The sequence below is a fragment of the Eleftheria terrae genome (assembly GCF_030419005.1).
Classification (GTDB): Bacteria; Pseudomonadota; Gammaproteobacteria; order Burkholderiales; family Burkholderiaceae_C; genus Caldimonas; species Caldimonas terrae.
On sequence record NZ_CP106952.1, the window covers coordinates 536,137 to 560,250 of the forward strand.

Sequence of the window (24,114 nt, forward strand, 5' to 3'; positions counted from 1 at the left end):
CCGCTTCACCGCCAGCCCAGCACCGCCAGCCACACCGGGATCGACGCCATCCCCAGCAGGGTCGACACCGTCACCAGACCGGCCGTGTAGGGTCCGTTGCCGCCCATGCGCATGGCCAGCACGTAGCAGCTCGAGGCGGTGGGCATCGCGGCGAAGGCCACCACCACCGGCTGCTGGGCCTCGGGCACGCCCAGCAGCACCACGCCGCCCAGTGCCGCCAGCGGCAGCAGCACATGCCGGATGCCGAGCAAGCCGGCCGCCAGCCCGGGGCCGGCCCACAGCCCGCCGAGCTTCAGGCCCGCGCCCACCGCCATCAGCCCCAGCGGCAGGGCCGCCTGGCCGATGCGGCCGAGCACCGGGCCGAGCGGATCGCCCAGCCGCAGGCCACCCAGGTTGGCCAGCAGGCCTGCCACCGTGCTGATGATCAGCGGGTTGCGCGCAATCTCATGCCAGAACCGGTGCCCGCCATGGCGGGCCAGCGGGTAGACGGCGCCGAAGTTGCACACCGGCACGCACAGGGCCACCAGCACCGCCGTCCAGGCCACGCCGTCGGGGCCGGCCAGCTTGTCGGCCAGGGCCAGGGCCACATAGGAGTTGAAGCGGAAGGCCACCTGCGCGCCGGAGGCATGCAGCTGCGGGTCCACGCCCGGCAGGCGGCCCAGGGCATAGGACGACGCGATGCCGAGCAGCGCGATGCCGAGCCCGGCGCCGGCCAGCGGCGCGGTGGTGCTGAAGTCCAGCGGGCTCTTGACGATGGCATTGAACAGCAGCACCGGGAACAGCAGGTAGTACACCAGCCGCTCCACTGCGTCCCACACCGGACGGTCGAGGGCCGAATAGCGGCACAGCACGAAGCCGATGACGATGAGGAGGAAGTCCGGCAACAGCAGCAGGGCGGTGGCGAGCATCGGCAGACGGCGTCAGGAGGTGAAGGCCGGGCGGCCCAGGGGTGCGAGCATGAGGCCCTCGGGACAGACCCGGGTTCGTAGTTCCCACAATCCCCTGCATGCCCCGCCTCGTCGAGCATACGTCCACATCCGCAAGGACCTGTCGCGGTGCGTGTCCTGCGCGGCTCAAACCCGGCTAGGATGCACCGCTGTCGCCTGTGCAGGCGGTGGCCGCCAGGCCCGTGCCGCCGGACGCAAGTTCGTGAATCCTCACCTTGGAGACTTCCTCTATGCAGCGCAGACATCTCTTGGCCGCACTTTCGATGCCCTTGGCGTTGGCAGCCGCGGGCCCGGCCTGGGCCCAGGCCTACCCCGCCAAGCCGGTGCGGCTGGTGGTGCCCTTCGCCCCCGGCGGCACGACCGACATCATCGCCCGCGTGCTGGCCGACAAGATCGCCCCTGCGCTGGGCCAGACCATGATCGTCGAGAACAAGGCGGGCGGCGGCGGCATCATCGGCGCCGCCGAGATCGCGCGCTCGCAGCCGGACGGCTACACCCTCGGCGTGGCCACCGTGTCGACCACCGCGTCCAACCCGGCCATCAATCCCAAGACGCCTTACAACGCGCTGAACGACTTCACCTCCATCACCAACGTGGCCGCCACGCCCAATGTGATCGCGGTGCACCCGTCGTTTCCGGCGCGCGACTACAAGGGCTTCCTCGCCGAGCTCAAGAAGAACCCCGGCAAGTACAGCTATTCCAGCTCCGGCACCGGCGGCATCGGGCACCTGCAGATGGAGCTGTACAAGCAGCTCTCGGGCACCTTCGTCACCCACATCCCGTACCGCGGGGCGGGCCCCGCGCTCAACGACACGGTGGCTGGCCAGGTGCCGATGATCTTCGACAACCTGCCCTCGGCGCTGCCCTTCATCAAGGACGGCCGGCTGATCGCCATCGTGGTGGCGGCGCCGCAACGCCTGGCGGTGCTGCCCAACGTGCCCACCTTCAAGGAAGTGGGGCTGGAGCCGGTCAACCGCATGGCCTACTACGGCATCCACGGGCCCAAGAACCTGCCCAGGGAAGTGGTGGACAAGGTCTACGCCGCCGTCAAGAAGACGGTGGAGATCCCCGAGGTGAAGAAGCGCATCGAGGAGACCGGCTCCATCGTGGTCGTCAACACGCCCAAGGAGTTCACCGCCCAGACGCAGGCCGAGTACGCGGTCTACAAGAAGGTGGTCGAACAGCAGAAGCTGAAGCTCGAGTGACCCTGCCTCGCCTGCCGCCCCACGCGGCGGCAGGCGTCCACCGCGCATGACCGCCCTCCAGCAAAGCCAGGCTTGCATCGACCGCTTCATCGACGCCGTATGGACCGAGGAAGGCCTGTCGGCCAACACCCTGGCTGCCTACCGGCGCGATCTGGCGCTGTATGTGCATTGGCTCGCCGAGCAGCACGGCAAGCCGCTCGACGCCACCACCGAGGCTGACCTGCTCGGCTACGCGGTGCACCGGGCGGACACCAAGGCCACCTCGGCCAATCGCCGGCTGGCGGTGTTCCGCCGCTACTTCCGCTGGGCCCTGCGCGAGCGCCTGCTCAGCGCCGATCCCACGCTCAAGCTCAGTACCGCCCGCCAGCCGATGCGGGTGCCCAAGACCATGACCGAGCGCCAGGTGGAAGACCTGCTGTCCGCGCCCGACGTGGACACCGCGCTGGGACTGCGCGACCGCACGATGCTGGAGCTGATGTACGCCAGCGGCCTGCGCGTCAGCGAACTGGTCACCCTCAAGACCGTGCACGTGGGCCTGGACGAAGGGGCGCTGCGCGTGATGGGCAAGGGCGCCAAGGAACGGCTGGTGCCGTTTGGCGAGGAGGCGCATGCCTGGTTGCGCCGCTACCTGGCCGAGGCGCGCGGCGCCATCCTGGGCCTGCGTTCGTCGCAGGCGCTGTTCGTCACCGTGCGGGGCGAGGCGATGACGCGCCAGATGTTCTGGAATCTCATCAAGAAGTACGCCCGCCAGGCCGGCATTGGCGCGCCCATTTCGCCGCACACGCTGCGTCACGCCTTCGCCACCCACCTGCTCAACCACGGCGCCGACCTGCGCGCGGTGCAGATGCTGCTGGGCCATGCCGATATCTCGACCACCCAGATCTACACGCACGTGGCGCGCGAGCGCCTGAAGGTGCTGCACGCCCGCCACCATCCGCGCGGCTGAGGCTGGCCGGCGGCCGCCCGGCCCGACCGCGGCGCCGGCCGGCTGCTCAGGCGTTCAGGTGGAAGCCGTCGCGCCCGGCGCCCTTGGCCGCATAGAGGGCGCGGTCCGCGCTTGCCAGCAGTTCGGCCATGCCGGTGTGGCCGTCGGCATCGCAGGCGATGCCGATGCTGGTGGTGACCTTCAACGCCTGCAGGCCGACCTTGAAGTCCTTGCGCACCGCCAGCACGATCTTGCGGGCGACGAACTGCGCCTCGTCGCGGTTGCGCAGGCCTTCGAGGATGATGACGAACTCGTCGCCCGACAGCCGGGCCACCGTGTCGGTGCCGCGCACCGAGCGCTTGAGCCGCAGCGCAAACTCCTTCAGCACCGCGTCGCCGGCCGCATGGCCGAGGCTGTCGTTGATGCTCTTGAACTTGTCGATGTCGAGGTACATCAGGGCCAGCGTCTGGCCGCTGCGCCGGCAGCGCGCCTGTGCCTCCTGCAGCTTGCGCTCGAACTCGTAGCGGTTGGGCAGCCCGGTCAGGCTGTCGGAGCGGGCCAGCTGGTCGAGCCGGGCCTGCACCTCCTTGAGCGCGGTGATGTCCGAGCTGAGCGTGTAGATGCCGGCCACCTGGCCGTTGGCATCGATGTCCGGCACGTAGTCGGTGTGCAGCTGGCGCGTCACGCCGGCCAGCACCGTCTCGCCTTCGAAGCTCACGCGCTCACCGCGCAGTGCGCGGTCCAGCGGCTCACGGCGCTGGGCGTACAGCTGGGGGCCGAGCAGCTCTTCCACCTTGCGGCCGATCATGCTTTCCGGGGCCAAGCCGGTCCAGTCGCGGTAGGTCTCGTTGGTGAAGGTGTAGCGCCTGTCGCGCGAGATGTAGCCGATCAGCACCGGCAGGTTGTCGGTGATGGCGCGCAGCCGCTTTTCCTTGTCGGCCAGCAGTTGCTGCACCGTCTTGCGCTCGGTGATGTCGTGCAGGAAGGCGTGCGCCACCCAGTCGCCGCCCTGGCGCACCGACGCCACCGACAGCTCCACCGGGATCTCTCGCCCATCGCGGTGCAGCGCATTGACTTCCAGACGCTGGTTCACCACCGCGCCCTGCCCGGTGTGGGCAAAGTGGAGCAGGCCGCGGCGGTGGGCCTGGCGTTGCGACGGCGGCACCATCAGCTCGCCCAGGTCGCGTCCGATGGCTTCCGCCGCGGTCCACCCGAAGGTGGTTTCGGCCCGCCGGTTCCAGTCGGTGATGCGGCCTTCGGCATCGATGCTGATGAAGGCGTCCGGCGCATGCGTCAGGATGCTGCGCACCCGCGCCTCGCTTTGCTGCAGCGCCGCCTGCATGGCACGCTGCTCGGTGACGTCTTCCACGGTGCCGACGAAGCCGCCCAGCACCCCGCCGACGCGCACCGGCGCCCCGTGCACCGAGACGGTGACCGCCTGGCCGTCGGCGGGCCGCAGCAGGCGGTGCGTGCCCTGGTAGGGCTGGCCGCTGGCGATGGCCTCGATCCAGCGCTGGCGCACCTCTGCCGCTTCGTCGACCTCCGCCAGCAAGGCGGGCCAGCCTTCACTGCCGGTCTGGTGACGGTCCACCCCGCAGATGCGCAGGTAGCCGTGATTGGCATACAGCAGCCGGCCGCCGGCGTCGGTGCGGAACATGCCGATGGGCGAGGCGTCGTGCACCGCCTCGAGTTCGGCCGTGCTGGCCCGCAGCTGCTGCATCAGGCCGACGAACTCGCGCGTGACGTCGCCGATCTCGTCATCGGAGGTCACGACGGCATTGGCCGGCAGGGGCGCTCCCTGCCGCAGGCTGCGGATGATGCGGTCCAGCGTGCCGAGCGGCCTCAGCATCCACCAGGTGGCGCCCCACACCAGGAGCGCGAAGGCAAAGGCCAGCGTCAGGGTCTCGCGCAGCAAGTCGGCATGGGCATGCTGCAGGGGGCGCATCGCTTCGGCCGCGGGCAGCACCGTGCGCAGCTCCCAGTTCACCTGGCGCAGGTAGCGGCGCGTGACGATGGCGGCTGCCGGGTCGTCGGCTGCCAGGGACTGCAGGCCGCGCACGCTCTCGATGGCGGCCACCGGCTTGAGCACCCGCTCCTTGTCGGGATGCACGACATAGACCGGGTCTGCGCCGCGGGTGGCGACCACGAAGTGGCCGCTCTCTCCCACCTTGGCGCGGCCCAGCGCACCGATGGCATTCGGGTTCTCCAGGTCGAGCGAGCCGACGAGCACCGCCCGCACCCGCCCGTCCAGCCCGATGACCGGCGCGGCCATCAACACCACCGGCCGCCCGCTGAGGCGGCTGACCAGGGGCGGGGAGATGTTGGCTTCGCCGGCGTCGCGGGCAATGCGGAAGTAGTCGCGGTCGCTGATGTCGATCGGCGGCCGGCTGCCGTCGCGCCGGCTGGCGGAGACGCGACCCTCCAGGTCGGCCAGGTAGACGGTGGAGAACAGGGTGGCCGCCGCCGCCAGCGGCGGCTGCACCACGCTGCGGTCGTTGAGGTCGGCGGTCCCGAGCGATTCGGCGGCGCGCTGCAGCACCCGCAGCTGCATGTCCAGCTTCTCCGCCAGCGCGTTGGCGGTGGCGTCGGTCAGCGTTTCCTGCTGGCGCTCGATCAGCTGGAGGTAGTCCTGGCTCATGCGCTCGCGCTGCAGCCAGCCCGCCAGCAGGCCAGCCAGCACCGCGACCACGGTGGTCGCGAATGACAGCTTGAACTTGAGGGTGGCGCGCACGGTCGACGGAAGAGGCTGGCTGCGGGGACGGTTCTTGGCGGTGCACAGCGTAGCCGGCCGGCGTGGCGGGCGATCGCCGGAAAAGCCGCCCTCTGACCCGCCTTCATCCGGCGGCGGCGGCATGCATTGCGGCCGCCGCCAGCTGCCGCGTGACGGGTCTGGCACCACACCGCCCGCGCCAGCCCTGCCAGAATGGCTGCATGGACCACACCTTCGTTTCCGCCTTCATCCTGCTGCTGTTGGTGCTGGACCCCTTCGGCAGCCTGCCCATCTTCATTTCGGTGATGCGCAACGTGGCGCCGGAGCGGCGCCGCTGGGTGGCGGTGCGGGAAGTCCTGCTCGCCTTCGGCGTGCTGCTGGCCTTCATGTTCTCCGGCCGGGCCTTCTTGCAGCTGATGCACCTGTCGGAGCGTTCTCTCGAGGTGGCCGGCGGGGTGATCCTGCTGATGATCGCGATCCGCATGATCTTCGCGACCGGCGGATCGCTCTATGCGGCGGAAGACGATCGCGAGCCCTTCATCTTCCCGCTGGCGGTGCCCTTGATGGCCGGCCCCTCGGCCATGGCGACGGTGCTGCTGCTGGCCTCCCGGCAGCCGGACCGACTGATGGAATGGGCGACCGCGCTGACGGTCGTGATGGTGGTGTCGGGCGCGGTGCTGCTGGCCGCCGACCGCATTCGCCGCCTGCTGGGCGACTCCGTGGTCAGCGCGGTCGAGAAGCTGATGGGCCTGGTGCTGACAGCCATCTCGGTGGAAATGATCCTGGCGGGGCTGAAGCGCTATTTCTTCGACTGAGGCCGCCCGGCATCCTTCCAGGCCCCGGGCCTGGGCCGGCAGCCGGCGGCCACCGAAGGCATGGCGGCGGCAGCCCTCGCTCAGACCGCCGGCTCCCGCCGCCGGCCGAAGCCGCGCAACCGCACCCGTTCCACCGGCGCGAACAGCAGGCCCAGCGCCACCGTGGATAGCACCGCCAGCGCCCAGGTGGCCGGCCACGGCAAGTGCAGGCGGGCGGCCACGGCCATCGCGGCGGTGTAGCCCATGCCCTGCCACAGGTAGAGCGAGTAGCCGTTGCGCACGAACGGCCTCAGCCAGGCGGCTGCCTCCAGGCGGGCCAGCATGGAGGACGGCATGCGCCGGGCCAAGGGCAGGAGCAGGCACATCCAGGCCGAGGTGAAGAACACGAAGACGGCATTTGGCGGGAACTTGTTGTCCTGCATGTCGAGCGGCGCCTGCAGCAGCGCATGCAGCCCCGCCACGCAGAGCATGGCCAGCCCACCGGTGGCCGCCAGCTCGCGCGGCTGGAGGGCCAGCCGGCCATCCAGTGCATAGCCGAGCACCGCCCAGGCCAGGTAGAACAGGGTGGTGCGCAGCTGGTAGCCGCCCTTGATGTCGCCCTGGCCGAGCAGGAACAGCAGTCCGGCCAGCAGGAGCATGCAAACCCACAGCGGCGGTCGCCAGGGCAGCTTGAGCCGGGTGACGACAGGCAGCAGGGCCGTCACCAGCAGGAACGGCGTCAGGAACCAGAGCTGGCCGTTGAGCACGCCCAGCGTGTGGCCCTCGCCGTGCCGCAGCGGGTTGAGCCAGGCGAGCAGGGTGGCCGAGACGGCGGGCGCCCCAGCCGCATCGTGCCGTTGCTGCAGTTGATGCCAGAGCAGCGCGCAGGCAGTGGCGTAGACCAGGTAGGGCAGCAGCACCCGCACACCGCGGCCGGCCAGATAGGCCAGGTAGCCAGACCCCTGCGGCCCGCCCGGCCGGCCCCCGGCCTGGGCGCGCTCGTACAGCGAGTAGGCGTAGCCCGAGACGACGAAGATGCCGGGCATCTCGAACAGCCACCACGAACTGAAGGACTGGGGCAGCAGCTGGAGCCAGAACACCGCGTGCACGACGGCCACGATGTAGAACATCAGGAGGCCCCGCGCGAGGTCGAGGCCGGGATGGCGGGATGGCATGGGTGGGTGCATTCTGGAATTCCGGTAGGACGGCATTGTCGCCACCGCATGACCGGTTGGATGGCATGCGCCCCCACCCGGCTCATGCCGGCACGTCATTCCGCCGAGCCCAGGCGATCCCAAGACCGATCGATGCACCGGGCGCGCTGGCCCCAGGGACGGTGCCGCTTAGCCGCTTTGGGTAACAAAACGAACACGGTGATTGACCAATGTCAATGCTGTCCCGGCGTGCGCGAGGGGGTGGTCGTGTTGCTTACGGTTTCAATTTCGAGAGGGTTGGCGCTAAACCGCGGCGCCAAACGCTGGATATCCATGTGGGATAGCCGACGCCAAAGAGCGTCGAGGTGTGGCCAGGCCGTCAGCAATCGGGTGGGCCCCGCCACCTTTACAAGACAGCCGCCGCTGGTCATCGCCAGGGTGCGGCCCACAAGGGAACAAGAAGATGACGGCAATCGTTGCAGGCCAGGGCCTGGGTTGGATGACTTCGTCGCTGGGCCAGCTGGGGGCGGGAGGGCAGCTGGGGCAGGCAGGGCAGGGGCGCTCGGGCGAGCGGGTGTACGTGAATGCGGGCACCGGCAACTTGGTGGTGCAGCAGCAGGACGAGTGGCTGATGGGCGCCGGCCCCGATGTGGCGCTGCTGCGGACCTACAACAGCCTGGGCGGGGCCGACGGCGACAACAACGACCAATGGCGGCTGGGGCTGAGCCGGCGCATCACCGGCTACAACGCCACCGACAACACGGTGCGCCGCATGGCCGAGGACGGCAGCGAGGCGCTGTACCGCTGGGACGCGGCGCGCAACCTCTATGTGAACAAGGACGGCACCGGCGCCTTCGACACGCTGGCGTGGAGCGGCAGCGCCTGGACCTACACCGATGGCGACAGCCAGCGGCGCGAGGTCTACGAGGTCACCAACGCCACCACCCGCGAGGCGCGGCTCAAGAGCGTCACCGAGGTCGACGGCAAGAGCCTGACGCTGGGCTACAGCGGCGCGCTGCTGACTTCGGTGAAGACCGCCAGCGGCGAGACGCTGTTCATCGACTACGACAGCGCGGCGGGCAAGACGGCCAACATCACCCAGCTGCGCACCGTCAAGGCCGACGGCACGCAGACCCGGGTGCGCTACGGCTATGACAGCGCCAACCGGTTGAGCACCGTCACCGTGGACCTGACGCCGGCCGACGGCACGGTGGCCGACGGCCAAACCTATGTCACCACCTACACCTATGTGGACGCCACCTCGCGGCGGCTGGACACGCTGGTGCAGAGCGATGGCAGCAAGCTGGACTTCGACTACGACGACAGCGGCCGGGTCAAGACGATCAAGGAGACGGTGGGTGGCCAGGTGCTGAGCACCAGCTTCGACTACGCGACCCCCGGCATCACCCGCATCACCGACGCGCTGAGCCAGCGCACCGACCTGAGCTACGACCCTGCCAGCGGGCGGCTGCTGAGCGTGAAGACGCCGGCGGTGGGCACCACCCAGCTGAGCCGCGAGTACCGCTACACCGCGGACGGGCAGGCGCGGGAGCTGGTGGACGGGCAAGGCAACGTCACCACCTACGGCTACGACGCCAACGGCAACCGCCACTACGAGCGCGACGCCCTGGGCCACGTGGTGGAGCGGCAGTACGGCAGCCGCAACGAGCTGCTGAAGGAAACCCGCTACCGCCAGGGCGACCCGGACGGCGCGGGCCCGCAGCTGCCCACCGAGCCGATGAGCACGCGCTACGCCTACGACGCCCAGCTGCAGCTGCGCTTCGTGGTGAGTGCCGACGGGCGGGTGGTGGAGCACCGCTACGACAGCCAGGGCCAGCGCACCAGCACCCTGCAGCACGGCGGCGGCGTGTACACCGCGTCCGCCAGCGACTTGGCGGCGCTGCAGGCCTGGGCGGCCAGTGTGGCCAAGGCCGGCAGCCAGCGCACCGACTACAGCTACGACTTCCGCGGGCAGCTGAGCACGACCACCACCTACGGCCAGCTGGATGCCAGCGGTGCCGGCGTGCTGGACGGCACGCAGAGCGTGACGCACTACGTCTACGACCCGTCGGGCCTGCTGCTGCAGAGCATCGAGGCGCGCGGCGACGAACTGGCCACCCGCAACACCGACTGGGCGCTGCAGCAGCGCAAGGCGCTGGGCCTGGTGGACGACAAGCAGGCCCCGCTGCAGGCCGAGGCCTTGACGGCCGGGCAGAAGCAGGCGCTCAAGCAGCGCTATGTCACCACCTACCAGTACGACGGGCTCAACCGGCTGGTCAAGCAGACGGATGCGGCCGGTCAGAGCACGCTGACCGTCTACAACGACCGGCTCAGGCAGACGCGGGTGACGCTGGCCAACGGGCTGGTGCAGCTGAGCCTGTTCGACGAATCGGGACGGTTGCTGAAGCTGGAGCAGCAGGACCCGAGCCAGGCCACGCCCTCGCTGGGTGCCACCACCTACGAATACGACAAGCTGGGCCGGCTGGTGAAGGCCACCGACCCGACCGGCGTGAGCCGCTACACCTTGTACGACCGGGCCAGCCGCAAGGTGGGCGAGGTGGACGGCGAGGGCGCGCTCACTGAGTACTTCTACGACCGCAACCACCGGCTGACCGGCACCAAGCGGTATGCGACACCGCTGTCGCCGGCCCTGCTCGAGGTGCTGAAGGCGGATCCCACCGGCGTGTCGCTGCTGGCTGAGCAACTCGATCCCCGCCTGAGCAGCTGGAGTCCAGGCAACGATGGCCCGGCCACTGGCTTCAGCTTCGGCGAGGATCTGAGCTCGCAATGGACTCTGGCCGGCGAAACCACTTTGTGGATGAAGCAGGTCGGCACCGCCAGTGTCGCCGCGCACCTCACGTCGCCCCGCCTGAGCGTCGCGGCCGGCAAGAACTATGAGGTGTCAGCCTACACCGGCGCGCATCGGGCGACGGTGTCGTTGGAAGTCGTGTTCTACGACGTCTCTGGCAACCGGATCGGAGCGGCCTTGGTGCCCAGCGGCGGGGTGGCCGTCAACAACGCAGAAAAGAACGGCGGCCCGCAGCTGGCCGGCTACAAGCGCCTGTGGGGCTTCGTCACCGCGCCGGCCGGCGCGACGGCGGCAAGCGTGGTGGTGCGCAAGGCGCCCACCGCCACCGGTCAGGCGGATTCCTACCTGTTCCTCACTCGGCCGCACTTCGCCGAAGTGCCGGCGGGCAAGACCCTCGCCAGCCCGGTGAACCTGCGTCCGCGCGCCTCCCAGCTCGACCGCATGAGCTTCCAGCTCTACGACCGGGCCGGCCGGTTGGCGCGCACATTGCAAGCCGACGGCAACGGGGCGACCGTGGTGGACCATCGCTACGATGGCGCCGGCCGCCTGGTCGAGACGGTGGCCTTCGGCGGCCGCTTGAACGCAGACCGGTTTGGCTCGCTGGTCGACGCCGCGACAGGCGGCCTCCTCGACCTGCCGCTTGCGCAGTGGCAATCGCTGTCCGTCGAAGACGGCATGTCCGACCGCCGAACCCGCCAGTTCTACAGCGACGCCGGCCTGCTGCTGGGCACGCTGGACGGCGACGGCTACTTGACCGAGCACAGCTACGACGCGGCCGGCCGCCTGCTGCGCACGCGCCGCTACGCGAAGCCGACCGCGAACGAACTGCAGGCTGGCGGCACGCTGGAGCAGCTCCGGCCCGCGGCCGACCACGTCAACGACACGCTGGTGGCGTACTTCTACGATGCCAAGGGCCAGCTGGCGAGCCGCTTCGATGCACAAAGCTATGCCAAGACGGCCGCGGTGCACCAGGGCTACCTCACCACCTTCCAGTACGACGGCGCTGGCCGCAAGGTCGGCGAGATCCGCCATGCACGGCTGGCTGCCTATGGCGTGGCGCATCCCGCGGCCGCTCCGACGGTCGCCGAACATGTCCAGGACCGCATCACGAGCTATGAGTACGGCCAGGATGGCCGCCTGGTGCGCGAGGCGCAACGCGAGCGCACCGAGCCGGCGGCCCTGGTCACCGAGTTCAGCTACGACAGCTTGGGCCGCCTGCTGCAGACCACGCGGGGCGCGGGCTTCACCGATGCGCGTGTCACTGGCAGCCGCTACGACAAGCAAGGCCGCCTCATCGCCGAACTGGGCGGCGAAGGCCACAAGGCGCTGGCAGCACTCGGCGCCGCAGCCACCGAGGCACAGATCGAGGCGGTGTGGCAGAAGTGGGCCACCTTCCACAGCTACGACCAGGCCGGCCGGCGCATCGCCACCGTCACGCCGAACACGGCTGGGACAGGCGACAAGACGGTGTACTACTACGACGGCGAGAGCCGGCTGACCCACACCATCAACGCCGAGGGCGAAGTCACCCGCTACAGCTACGACGCCTTTGGCCAGCAGTTGCGCGAGACCTGGTACGGTGCCCGCCTGGCGCCGACGGCGATCGGCGCCGGCGGGCGCCAGTCCGCCATCGCCGCCGCAGTGGCTGGCCTGGCAGGCGGTGTGGACACCGCCCGGCGCGTCTACGACCGGCAAGGCCGGCTGAGCGAGTGGTATGACGGCCGCGGCCGCCTGCTCGGAAGCCAGACGTACACCGCCTTCGGGGAGGTGGAGCGTCGCACCGAGCACCTGCGCGATGGGAGTGCACCGCAGCAGCTGAGCACGAGCTACCGGTACAACCGGCGCGGGCTGCTGGAGCGGCAGACCCAGGACGAGCTGGGCCCGCTTCAGCGGGAGACCAAGACGGTCTATGACGCCTTCGGCCGGGTGATCGAAACGACCGACGCCCGCAGCGGTGTCGCCAAGCGGCGCTATGACCGCCTGGGCCGCCAGGTCGGCAGCACAGACGCGCTCGGCGCGGCGCGCAGCATCACCTACGACGCCTTCTCCCGCGTGCTGACGCAGACGGACGCGCAGCAGCGCACGACCACCTACACCTACGACCCGGCCACCCGCAGCATGACGCTGCAGACGCCCGAAGGCATCAAGCAGGTCACCCAGTACAACGCATGGGGCGAACGCATCAGCGTGAGCGATGGGCGCAGCCGCACCGAATACGACTACGACCGCGATGGCCGCTTGCTGGCCACCCGCATCGAGGTGCAGGCCACCGGCGCCATGGTGACCCGCAGCACCACCAGCTACGACGCCGCCGGCCGTGTCTTCGAGACCAGCGACGGGCGCGGCACCGTCACCCGTCACACCTACGATGCCGCCGGGCGCGTGCTGACCCGGGTGGTCGATCCCAACACCCTCAAGCTGACCACCGCCTACCGCTATGACAGCCGTGGGCAGGCGGCTTGGATGCGTGACGCCAACGGCGTGTGGACGCAGACCGAGTACGACCCCGAGGGCCGGGTGAAGGCGGTGGTGGTGGACCCCAAGTGCGGGCCGGACTGGGTGACGGACGCGCCCCCCGACAACCCGCAGGGGCTGGCACTGCGCACCGAGTACGAGCTGAACCTGGCCGGCCGCGTGCTGCGAGTCACCGAAGGCGCGGGCTCGGCCCAACCGCAGGTGACGGAGTACGTGTACGACGCCCTGGGCCGCCGCATCGAGGAAGTGGTGGCCCCCGGCAGCCTCGACATCCGCACCGTCTACACCTATGACGCCAGCGACAACGTCACCGCCAAGAAGGACGCGCGTGGCTTCGTGACCCGCTATGTCTACGATGCCGAGGACCGCCTGACGTGGACGGTCGACCCTACTGGCGCCGTGCGGCGGACCGAGTACGACGCTGACGGTCGCGTGAGTCGCACCACCGCCTACGCCGTCCGGGTGCGCGCCGCGGAACTGACCACGCTGAGCCTGGGTGCCAGCGAAGCTGACCTGACCACCGCGCTGGCTGCGGCCAGCGCCGGCTATGCCGGGCATGAGGACAACCAGGTGGAGCGGCGCGTGTACGACCGTGACGGCCGCCTGACCCACAGCATCGACGCGATGGGTTTCGTTACCCGGCGCGAATACGACGGCAGCAACAACGTCGTGAAGCAAACGCGCCATGCCAAGCCGCTGCAGGGCAGCATGGCGCCTGTGACGCCGCCGGCAGGCGTGCCCGCCTGGTCCGTGAGCTTCGCGGCGCCGGCGTTGCTGGCCAAGGGAGATCCAATACCGTCGGGTGCCTACCTGGAGCAGGACGCTGACGACCAGGTCACGCAGACCTTCTACGATGCAGCCAACCGGCCCGTGTTCAACGTCGACGCCGCCGGCGGCGTGACTCGGCGCCGCTTCGACGGCAACGGCAACGTGCTGGAGACCCGCCGCTACTTCAATGCCATGACGGGGAGCAGCGTCGTCGATGGCCTGACCACCGTGAACGTGGTCGCCAACGACGAGAAGGACCGCGTCGAGCGCAGCGTCTACGACCGCGGCAACCGACAGCTGTTCTTCATCGATGCCGAGAACGCCGTCACGCAGAACGAATACGATGCGATGGGGCGGGTGAAGGCGACGACCCGCTATGCCAACCGGCTGCAGGGTGCGTTCGCCGAAGGCCAGACCCCGGAGGTGCTGGCAGATGGCGGCACGCCCAAGGCCACCAGCAAGAGCTGGCTGTTCCGCTCGGCTGCTGGGGCGGTCGAGCGCGATGCACGTGTCGTCAACACCTACGACGATGCCGGCCGGCTGGCCGAGGTGCGCAACGCCGAGGACGTGCTGACCGTGCGCAGCTACGACGAGGTGGGGCGCCTGAAGGAGTTGAAGGAAGCAGCCGGCACGGCCGCCCAGCGGCGCACCTCCTACAGCTACGACATGGCGGGCCGCCTCGGCAAGGAAACCCGCTTCGGCGCGAACGGCGAGACACAGGTGACGCGCTACGCGCTCGACAAGATGGGCAACCGCGAGCGCATCATCGGCCCACTGGGAATCGAGCTGGCGGAGAGCGACAGCGACTGGGCGGTCAAGATGCGGGAGCAGCTGGGTTATGGCACGGCGTCATACACCAAGCTCTCGTCCACCGACAAAGCCAAGCTGTGGTCGCTGTACACGACGACGCAGGTTTTCGACGCGCTGGGTCGCGTGACCAAGGCGACCGATGCCGAGGGCGCATCGACCAGCACCCTCTACGACGCTTTCGGCAATGCGGTGAAGATCACCGATCCGCGCGGCAACGTGGGCTACTTCTACTTCAACCGCCGTAACGAGGGCCGGCTGCACGTGAACCCGGACGGCGGGGTGGTGGAGACGTTCTACACCGCCTTCGGCACCGTCGACCGCATCATCCGCTACTTCCATCGCGTGTCCGTCGCTGGCGATGCGACCCAGCACAAGCTGAGCGAGACCAACCCGCCCGAGATCCTGGACAAGACACCGACCGAAGGGGTGCACCTGGTCCGGCGGCCCGAGCTCGACCAGGTGACCCGCATCGGCCACGACAAGCTGAACCGCCAGACCAGCATCACCGATGGCGAGGGCAAGACCGAGAAGACCGAGTACGACCGGCTGGGCGACAAGTGGCGCTACACCAACAAGGCCGGCGGCGTCTTCGTCTACACCCATTACCGGGATGGCCGGGTGAAGACCGAGACCTCGCCCGAGAAGACCGCCAAGCTCGGCGCCAACGGCCGGCCGGTGGTGGGCAGCGATGGCAAGCCGGTGATGGTGGACGTGGTGACCACCCACGTCTACGACACGCGCGGCAACCTGCGGTACAAGACCGAGGCCACCGGGCTGCAAGAGGAAAGGGTGACCGAGTTCCAGTACGACAGGCTGGACCGGCAGGTGAAGCAGATCGGCCAGAAGACCCGTGTCTATGACGGTGCTGCACGGCAGGAGAGCGATGTCGAGCCCACCCTCAGCACTGCCTATGACGCGATGGGCAACGTGGTCGAGACGCTGGACGCGCGCGGCGGGCGCTCCCTCTACTACTACGACCCGCTCGGACGCCAGGTGGGACGTGTGGACGCGGCCGGCGTCTACACCACCTGGACCTACGATCGTGCCGGCAACCGCATCTCGCAGAAGATCTTCTCGAACGTGGTGCAGGAAGCGGGCAGCGCCAAGCTCGGGGCGGCGGTGTCGCCCAAGGTGCTCATGGACCCGCCGGCGGCGGGCACCGCCATGGTGTATGTCATCGCCGACAAGACCGACGCGGCCGACCGCTACGACCGGGAGGTGGTCTACCTCTACGACAGGGTCGGCCGGCAGACCGGCACCCGCATCGACGGGATGCGCTTTGGCTCCTACCTGATCAATGCCAAGCCGCCGCGCTACGAGCATCGCAGTGGCTCCATCGCGACATCCACGGTGTATGACGGCGCGGGCAACGTCGTGAAGCAGGTCGACGGCAATGGCAATGCCACCCGCTTCTACTATGACCGCGCCGGACGCAAGCAGGCCCAGCTGGACGCTGGCCTGCACCTGATCGTGTGGGACTACGACGGGCAGGGCAACGTCGGCAAGGAAACCCGGTATGCCAACCCGGTGCGCGGCCTTGCCGTCACCGACGCCACCACCTTGCAGCAGTTGAAGGACGCGCGCTACCTGGTGCCCAGCGCCGACGACCGCGTGACCGCCTATGCCTACGACAAGCTCAACCGCATCAAGAGCGAAACCCGCAAGGCGGTGCAGGCGGGCAAGGTGGACGCCAACGGGGTGCTGACGCCGTCGACCGAGGATGCGGTCACGGCGTATGAGTACGACGCGCTCGGCAATGTGAAGCTCAAGACCGACGCCACCAAGCTGGTGACGGAATGGCGCTTCGACACGCTGGGCCGGCAGGTGTCGGAGATCCGCCCGGAGTTCACCGACTTCGAGGGTGAGAAGGTGCGGCCCACCACGGACCGTGAGTACGACGGGCTGGGCCAGCTGCGGCGGGAATTCCGCCGTGCCAAGGCCGACCGGGCGGACGACCGCATCACCTACTACGACTACAACAGCCACGGCTGGATGACGAGCCAGACGGATGCGAGCGGCGCGCGCACCGAGTACCGCCACGACGCGGCCGGCAACGTCACCCGCAAGGCCTTGATCGGCCGGCGCAATGCGGACGGGCAACGGGTAGACGACGTCGTCTACTACGTGCACGACGCGCTGAACCGCGAGGTGCGCCAGACCGACCATGCCAGCGGACGCGTCATGGAAACCCGCTACAACGGCTTCGGCGAGGTGAGCGGCCGGCGCACCAACGGCGGCGGAGCCAATGGCAGCTGGCAGGAAGTGGCCGAATACGACCGTGCGGGCCGGGTCTGGAAGACCAATGCGGGCGATGGCGTCGTCAAGCTGCACCTGCACGATGCGGCTGGCAACGCGACGCTGACCAGCGTCTCCGGTGCCAGCCTGGCCGAGATCCGGTGGTCGCAGATGGCCCAGGTGATCGACCGCGACGATACCGCCGAGACCTACACCGTCTTCAATGCGCTGAACCGGGCCACCGACACGGTGGAGGCCGCGATGGATGCCAAGAAGGCCAGCGCGTCCATCCGGCCGAACACAGCGGGGCAGTCGGTCTTCGTGTCCGAGACTTCGCACATCGACCTGCGCGTGGGCTCGGATGGCACGGGCCGGACCACCAACCCGGCGACCGCTGGATATGTCGAGGCCAGCAGGGCGGGGACGGTGTCGGTGTGGCAGTCCCCCACCTGGGAGGACGCATACGACCTTCCATCGCCGGCCTACGTGTCCATCGACGTCACGGTGCCGGACACCAGCGCCTGGGGCGACGAGGACGTGTATGTGATGCTCGACATGCCGATCAGGGACTGGCGGTATCCCAACGGCAATCCTGACGCTCCCCCTCACACCAGGTCGGTGTCGAAGGCGGGCGGCGCGGTGAAGTTTGACCGCCTGTTCCTGGGCTATGACGACAGAGTGACCGGCCATATCGGCTACACGGTCTACAAGAACACGGCCCAGGGCCGCCTGGTGTTGACGCAGCTGTCCTTGCCGCTCATGCTGATGATCGACAACGAGGCCCACGAGATCTGGGGTGCCGACCCCAACGGCGGCTCGTCAACGATCCCGTCGCGGTTGATCATCAACGGGCAGTCGCCGTTGGCCGATCGGCTGGTCTTGTTCTACCGGCCCGAGGGGTCCACCGGGCCCTACAACTGGGTGTGGGTGCCCAAGCAGCAGAACGGCGCCGGCAATGCCATGGACAGCCGCTTCGTGCAAGACCCCGCCGTTTTCGGCCAGGGCAAGTTCGAGTTCGAGTATGTTGCGCTGGGCGCCAATGGCGAGGTGCTCAACAAGCAATCAGGCAAGCTCGACCTGAGCAATCCGGCAGCGCCCGGCTTCTCACAGAACGGCCACAGCGTCGTCAGCGGCCTGCCAGGCCGCGGCCTGCTGCACAACAACGGCTGGCTGCATATCCTCGACCAGGGCAATGCCAACGAAATCACCGTGCGCTACCGCCCGAAGCAGGGCAACGGAGAGTGGCTGGTGCTCAACGACGCCGCGCGTGGACCGCGGCTGGCAGCCATCGGCGGCCGCGGCACGCCGGGCTGGTTCGAGATGGGCTGGGACTTGCTGCCTGTGGGCGAGTACGAACTGGACATCCAGACCCGGCGCGACGGTGTGGAGGTCAACCGGGCCTGGGTGGAGTTCGGCCGCAACGCCAACGGCAGCCCCTGGATCGGCGAGTTCCTGCCGTTCGAGTCGCGCCCGGGCATGGTCCGGCTCGGCATGCCCGAGTCGACGCAGTCTGTCGAGGTGAAGTACCGCGAGGCCAACACCTCCGGACCGCTCCTGTCGGTGCCCGCGTCCTTGCTGCTGAACAAGGGCGATGGCAACTACCTGTGGGACGGCACCCGCCTGCTGCCGGATGTGCGTACCAGCAAGCTGTTCGACGTGGTCATCACGAGCTACGGCCCGGGTGGGTTGGTCAGTAGCGTGACGAACGCCAAGCTCCTGCTGGGGCCCGACCCCAAGGTGCAGGAGGCCCACACCGAGGTGCAGCCGATGCAGCTGCGGCTGACGCCGCCGCAGGCGGGCGTCAAGTCCGTGCAGGTGGCCTATCGACGCCGGGACAGCGACGAGGACTACAAGCCCCTGGCGGCAGTGCTGGAGGGTGGGGCGTTCAAGGTCGTCCTCACCGGCTTGGAGCCGCCGGCCAGCGGTGAAGTGGTGTACGAGTACATCTACGACACCTTTGACGGCACCGGCAAGCCCCTGGGGCGCAACGAGGCCATCTTCACGCTGCGGCCCACCGGCGGCAGTTCCTCGCGCCTGGAGTGGGTGATCCTGGGGCCCAAGGACCCGGAGAAGGATCAAGTCCGCCGCAAGATCGGCTACAACGCCTTCGGCGAGGTCAGCTTCGAGGAGGATGGCCGAGGCAACCGCACGGACTTTGCCTACAACACCGCCGGTTCCATGGTGCGCCAGCAGGCGCCGCTGACGGCCATCACACATGCGAACGGCTTCATCGAGCGCGACCGGCGGCCCACCACCGAGAACGTCTACGACCTGGCCGGCAGGCTGGTGGCGGTGAAGGATGCGGAGGGCAACACCGTGCGCCAAGGCTGGCTGCCCGGCGGCAACGGGGCCCAGATTGCGCTCGAGGCGCATGCCAAGGGCGTGCGGCGGCACAGCTTCGACATCTTCGGCGACAAGCGCTACAGCTACAACGAGCTGGCCAAGGGCGCCGACGACCGCAGCGCCCGCACCGAGTACGACTATGACGCCATGGGGCGCCTGGTCGAGGTGCGGCATCCGGAGCGGGCGGCCCAGACGCCGGGCAACACCGGAAGCAGCCCGGCGCGCACCCGCGACCGCTACACCTACGACGAGGCCGGACAACGCATCACGCACACCGGCGCCTATGGCGACGTCGAGAAGACCTGGTACGACAGCCTGGGGCGCGTGACGAAGACCCGCAGCTTCGCCGGCGCCGAGGTGAAGTACACCTACACCTACCTCGCCTCCATTGCCGGTGCCGGCGGCATCCAGGTGGGCGGATGGAAGCAGAGCACCGTCGATGCGATGGGCCGCGAGCTGGTGGAGCACACCGACCTGTTCGGCCGGCTGAGCTGGAAGAAGGACCTGGGCGGGAACACCTTCACCTATACCTACAACGCGGCCGGCCGGCTCACCGCGCAGAGTGGCTCGTCCAAGCAGGACATCGTCTACGACCACTACGCCAACGGCTACATCAAGAGCATCTGGGATCGCTCGACCGGCGCCTACACCTCCTACGAGTACGACAAGGCGGGCAACCGCACGCTGGAGGCGTATGTCTCGCTGAAGGATCCGAAGAACCTGCTGGGCGGCGTGCGCGACCATCACCAGTACGCACGGATCACGTATGACGAGCAGAACCGCATCCAGACGGTGCAGGACCCGAGGGCGACCATCCAGTACGAGTACGACGCCGTGGGCAACCGCCGGCGTGTCTACAGCTACTACCACGACGGCGTGGACGGCAGCCGGCGCGAGCAGGACTACTGGTACACCTATGACGAGCTGAACCGGTTCACCCTGACGATGGGCCGGCTGGCCGGCAAGCGGGGCACGTCGCTGACCGACAAGTCCGGCGTGATCGAGCGCGGCACCACCGGCGTGTCGGTGTGGTACGACGCCGCGAGCCGGCGGCAGGAGGTCATCAACGGCGAGGATGGCACGCACGAGCGCTACACCTACACCGCTGACGGCTACCTGGAGGACACCTACCTCAACGCCAAGCACCGGTCGCGCCGCAACGTGGACCTGCTGGGCCGGGTGCTGAAGTACACCGAGCTGAACGAACAAGGGGCGGTGACCTACGAGCGCAAGACCGATTACTCCCTTGACCACCGTATCCGCTGGCAGGAGGACAACCAGGGGCGCACGGACTACTTCTACTACCTGGACAACAAGGAAGACGCGGCTGCTGCCACGGCGGACGGCCATGGTGCACTGGCCCGGACCGTGCACAAGGACAAGGCGAGCAAGCCAACCACCACCAACACCTACTACGCCTATGAGTACTGGGACACTGCCAAGCAGTTCGCCATCACGAACCAGGCCTACAACCCCTCGCTGAAGGGCAACAACGCGGCCTGGGGCAAGGGCTTCTCGAACCTCGAGTACGACGTCAACGGCCACATCAAGATGGCCATCGACGTGAAGGCCAACCGCCGGTTCCGCTACATCAGCGATGCCCAGGGGCTGATCCTGGTGCGCGACGAGGTGGTGGACGACGGGCGGGTGAACCAGGTGCACCGCTACTACTACGTCAACGGCCAGCGCGTGGGCGATGTCGGCAACGATGGACCGACCCGGGTCGACTATGCGCAGGCGCTCGCCAACCGCGGCAAGGCCAAGCCCGACTACAAGTCGTGGCGGCCGATCGCATCGGCGGACTTCGACCAGAACTACGAGCCGATCGGTCCCGACTATCCGTCCAGTGCGCCGTCGAGCTACACCGTGCGCGACGGCGACGACCTGCCGTCGGTGGCGGCGGCCCTGTGGGGCGACCGGGCGATGTGGTACCTCATCGCCGATGCCAACGGCCTGACGGGCACCGAGAAGCTGGTGGAAGGACAGCGGCTGATCATTCCGCCCAAGGTCACCAACATCCACAACAACAGCGGGACCTTCCGCGTCTACGACCCGGCCGAGGCGATGGGCAACGTGCATCCCACGCTGCCGCCGGCGCCACGACCGCCGGGCGGGGGCTGCGGGGTGCTGGCCATTGTCGTGGTGCTGGTGGTGGCCGTGGTGGCAACGATCATGACCGCCGGAGCGCTGGCGCCGCAGCTCGCTGCAGCCGGCACGAGCGGTCTGGGGACCTTGTTCAGCGCCGGCACGGCGGCGCTGACCGGAGCAACCGGCGGCATGACGGCCGCGGTGGTCGGCGGTGCGGTGGGCTCCATCGTCAGTCAGGGCGTTGGCATGGCGCTGGGGGTGGTGGACGAGTTCTCCTGGTCCGGCGTGGCGCTAGGCGCCATCGGCGCCGGAGTGGGCGCTGCCATCGGGCCGTCCTCGTCACTGGGCGCGTCGCTGGGCAAGGGCGTGGGCGGCGCCGTGGCGCGGGCAGCCATCGGCAATGCCGCGACGCAGGGCATTGCCGTGGCGACCGGGCTGCAGCAGAAGTTCGACTGGCGCAGCGTGGCCGCATCGGCGGTGGGTGGCGCGGTGAGCCATGGGGTAAACAAGTTCATCGGCAATGCGCAGGTGGAGGCGGCGCGGGGAGCGGGCATGTCCCTGGCGGAGGCGCAGCTGTCGGTGCGCAACGACCTGGTGGGCGGTGTGTTGCGTCATACCGCGAGCGGACTGGCCGGCGGCAGCGTGCAGGCACTCGTGCAGGGCTACCGGCCGAACTTCGTCGCCATTGCGGCGCAGAGCTTTGGCAGTGCCGTGGGCGACACCATGGTGGACGGCGTCATCCAGTCCGACCTCGATCGCCATGCCAAGTATGGTTTCGGTGGGCTGGGCGCGGTGCTGGGTGCAGGTGGCGGATCGATCGCACTGGGCACCGGGGATGACGGCTCGGGCATCAACATGTACACCGGTGGGGACGACTGGGCGGCGGATGTACTGCGGCGCCGGGCCGGGATGCAGGCCCTCCAGGTCGATGGCTTTGCCAGCGGTGGCATGGCCGTACAGGCGGGGCAGGCCGACGGTACCCGCACCGTGACGGTTGCCAAGGGGCAGGTGCTGTCTCGCCTGGTGGGGACGAGCAACGCCGATACGCTGGATCGCGTGGCCCAGTTCAACGGACTCGCGTCCAGGCATCACTTGCCGACCGGCATGACGCTGCGGATTCCGGACGAGGCGACGTTGGCCAACGTGGACGTTGGCGCAGACGTGCAGCGGCTGGGCGCGGCAGGGGCGAAGTACTTTGCACAGCGGCAGGCGGGGCAGGCCGCCGCGGCACAGCGGGCGAGCATGACGGTGGTGGACGGGCCGATGTCCGGCGCAGGCGGTGTGTTCCAGCCGGGAGCGTCCTTTGACGAGCTGAGCCAGCCGATCCCCTCGATCCTGCCGGCGGCGCAGGGTGCGACCGAAGCGCCGGACATGGTGAATGGCTTGTTCCGCAGCCACACGACCTACCTGCGGCGCGATTTGTCGCCGGTGCAGAAAGCCCAACTGACGAGCTTGCGTTCGACCAGCTTGACCTTGGCGGCCGGCGGCGCAGTGGCAGCCGCGGCAGGGCCGCTGCTGACCTACGGCGCGGCTGGGGAGGCGGCTGTGTTGGGCCGTGGCTTGTACGTTGGTTTGCGGGGCGTCGTTACGGAGGTGGCAGCGCTGGGGCCCCTTGGTGCGGTACTCGCTAATCCATATGAGGCCACGGTGTTGGGCGTCGGCTTGGCCGAGGTCGGCTTGTTTGGTGGTTCTGGAGCAGCGGCTCCAGGTGGTTTCATGCCCGCGTCACGCTCAGTGGACGCCGCGTCTGAGATGGCTTCGAAAGCGCCAGGCCTCCCTCGCGACACTGTGCTAGACGAGGTGATCGGGGCCGCCGGTGGCTTAGGGCGGCCAAATTTGGTTAACCCAAGCAATGGCCGCTACAACTGCACGGCTTGTGTCTCAGCGAATATCACAAACAAGCTGATGCGCAACGGGCCTGCAGACTTGGTCACCGCAGACATGATTGAGTTGCGATTCGGGCCGACCGGCAGGGAAATGCAATTTTCCGAGGCGCAATCGGTCGCTTACATTGAAAGAGCAACGGGCACGACCGCCGTCAGGACACCAATAGGAGCGCCAAACGCACCAGTAGGAAACTATGCCGTCTACGCTAAAACCGAGGATGGCGGTCACGTTCTATATGGTCAAGTGCTGCCTAGTGGAAAGTACTATTTCTACGACCCGCAACTGGGGGGCGGGGCTATGACGCTCGACCAAGCTAGGGCGGCATACAATCTCCAACGGACTTACTATATGAGGCCGAATCCATGAGCCGATTGTGCGAAATTTGTGGTGCCCCTATTGGGGACCTGGCCGGCATCTGTCAATCGTGTGGCGTTTCCCACGATGCGCTGAATGCCGGCGAAACGATCATGGTGGGCCAGCCGCGTTGGGGCGTCATTATGATCGAATTGCCGACTCAGCCTGCGGAGGCAAGCTCTGCCATTGCCGCTCTTCGGGCGACTTGGGGCGCTCTTGAGGAAAGTGGATTCCAAAAACTCGCGCCCAGTCAGCTTCATTTGATAAATTTCGGACGTTCTTCCCTAGAGTTGGTCGGCCCTTATTCGAGCTTCAAGAAGATTCAGGAAGATCTTGAAGGCCAACTGAAAGTCGACTTCTTGGATAAAAAGCCTTCGGAAGTTGATGACCTTCTAGGCAGAGTTTCTGTCCTGAGCCGCTAATTTGGCAATGTAGAAATTAATAGAACGCCTTCTTCTGCAAACGCAGTTGAACGAGGGAAATTCATATTCCGTGGAGATGGGCGTAGTCCAGAGGTAATTCTTGAGCAGGGCCTGCAGCCGCGGGGTACGAATCAAGATGTGTTCAAGTACGCGCGCTGGAAAACGAGCCCAGCATTTACGTGCCGACG

Annotated in this window: 8 protein-coding genes; 5 read left to right on the forward strand and 3 right to left on the reverse strand. The window is 68.2% G+C overall.

Features of this window, described 5'->3' with window-relative positions; translation table 11 throughout:
* Positions 1-5: 5 nt before the first annotated feature.
* Complete coding sequence (locus tag N7L95_RS26385) at positions 6-908, reverse strand: AEC family transporter (RefSeq protein ID WP_301260606.1); 903 nt, start codon at positions 906-908, stop codon at positions 6-8.
* Positions 909-1,177: 269 nt separating this feature from the next.
* On the opposite strand from N7L95_RS26385, the gene N7L95_RS26390 reads away from it, so the two are divergent.
* Together N7L95_RS26390 and xerD are read left to right on the forward strand one after the other, a co-directional pair.
* Entirely contained in the window at positions 1,178-2,152 is a 975-nt protein-coding gene (locus tag N7L95_RS26390) for a tripartite tricarboxylate transporter substrate binding protein BugE (RefSeq protein WP_301260607.1), read from the forward strand.
* Positions 2,153-2,198: 46 nt separating this feature from the next.
* Positions 2,199-3,098 (forward strand): site-specific tyrosine recombinase XerD, encoded by a 900-nt coding sequence (xerD, locus tag N7L95_RS26395; protein ID WP_301260608.1) that lies wholly within the window; start codon positions 2,199-2,201, stop codon positions 3,096-3,098.
* A 46-nt stretch (positions 3,099-3,144) separates the two neighbouring features.
* On the opposite strand, the gene N7L95_RS26400 is transcribed toward xerD, so the two are convergent.
* On the reverse strand, positions 3,145-5,808 hold the full coding sequence (locus N7L95_RS26400; RefSeq protein WP_301260609.1) for a PAS domain S-box protein: 2,664 nt from the start codon (positions 5,806-5,808) through the stop codon (positions 3,145-3,147).
* A gap of 200 nt (positions 5,809-6,008) precedes the next feature.
* Here N7L95_RS26400 and N7L95_RS26405 point away from each other — a divergent pair, with 200 nt between their 5' ends.
* The gene (locus N7L95_RS26405) at positions 6,009-6,602 is read left to right on the forward strand and encodes a MarC family protein (protein WP_301260610.1); all 594 of its coding nucleotides are present in this window, start codon (positions 6,009-6,011) and stop codon (positions 6,600-6,602) included.
* Positions 6,603-6,682: 80 nt separating this feature from the next.
* On the opposite strand, the gene N7L95_RS26410 is transcribed toward N7L95_RS26405, so the two are convergent.
* A complete protein-coding gene (locus N7L95_RS26410) occupies positions 6,683-7,756 on the reverse strand; it encodes an acyltransferase family protein (RefSeq protein ID WP_301260611.1) in 1,074 nt (357 codons plus the stop codon).
* Between the two features lie 442 nt (positions 7,757-8,198).
* Here N7L95_RS26410 and N7L95_RS26415 point away from each other — a divergent pair, with 442 nt between their 5' ends.
* Entirely contained in the window at positions 8,199-23,516 is a 15,318-nt protein-coding gene (locus tag N7L95_RS26415) for a LysM peptidoglycan-binding domain-containing protein (protein WP_301260612.1), read from the forward strand.
* Positions 23,513-23,926, forward strand: coding sequence for a hypothetical protein (locus N7L95_RS26420; RefSeq protein ID WP_301260613.1), 414 nt, complete (start codon positions 23,513-23,515; stop codon positions 23,924-23,926). The genes N7L95_RS26415 and N7L95_RS26420 overlap by 4 nt, the downstream gene beginning before the upstream one ends.
* The last annotated feature ends 188 nt before the right edge of the window (positions 23,927-24,114 follow it).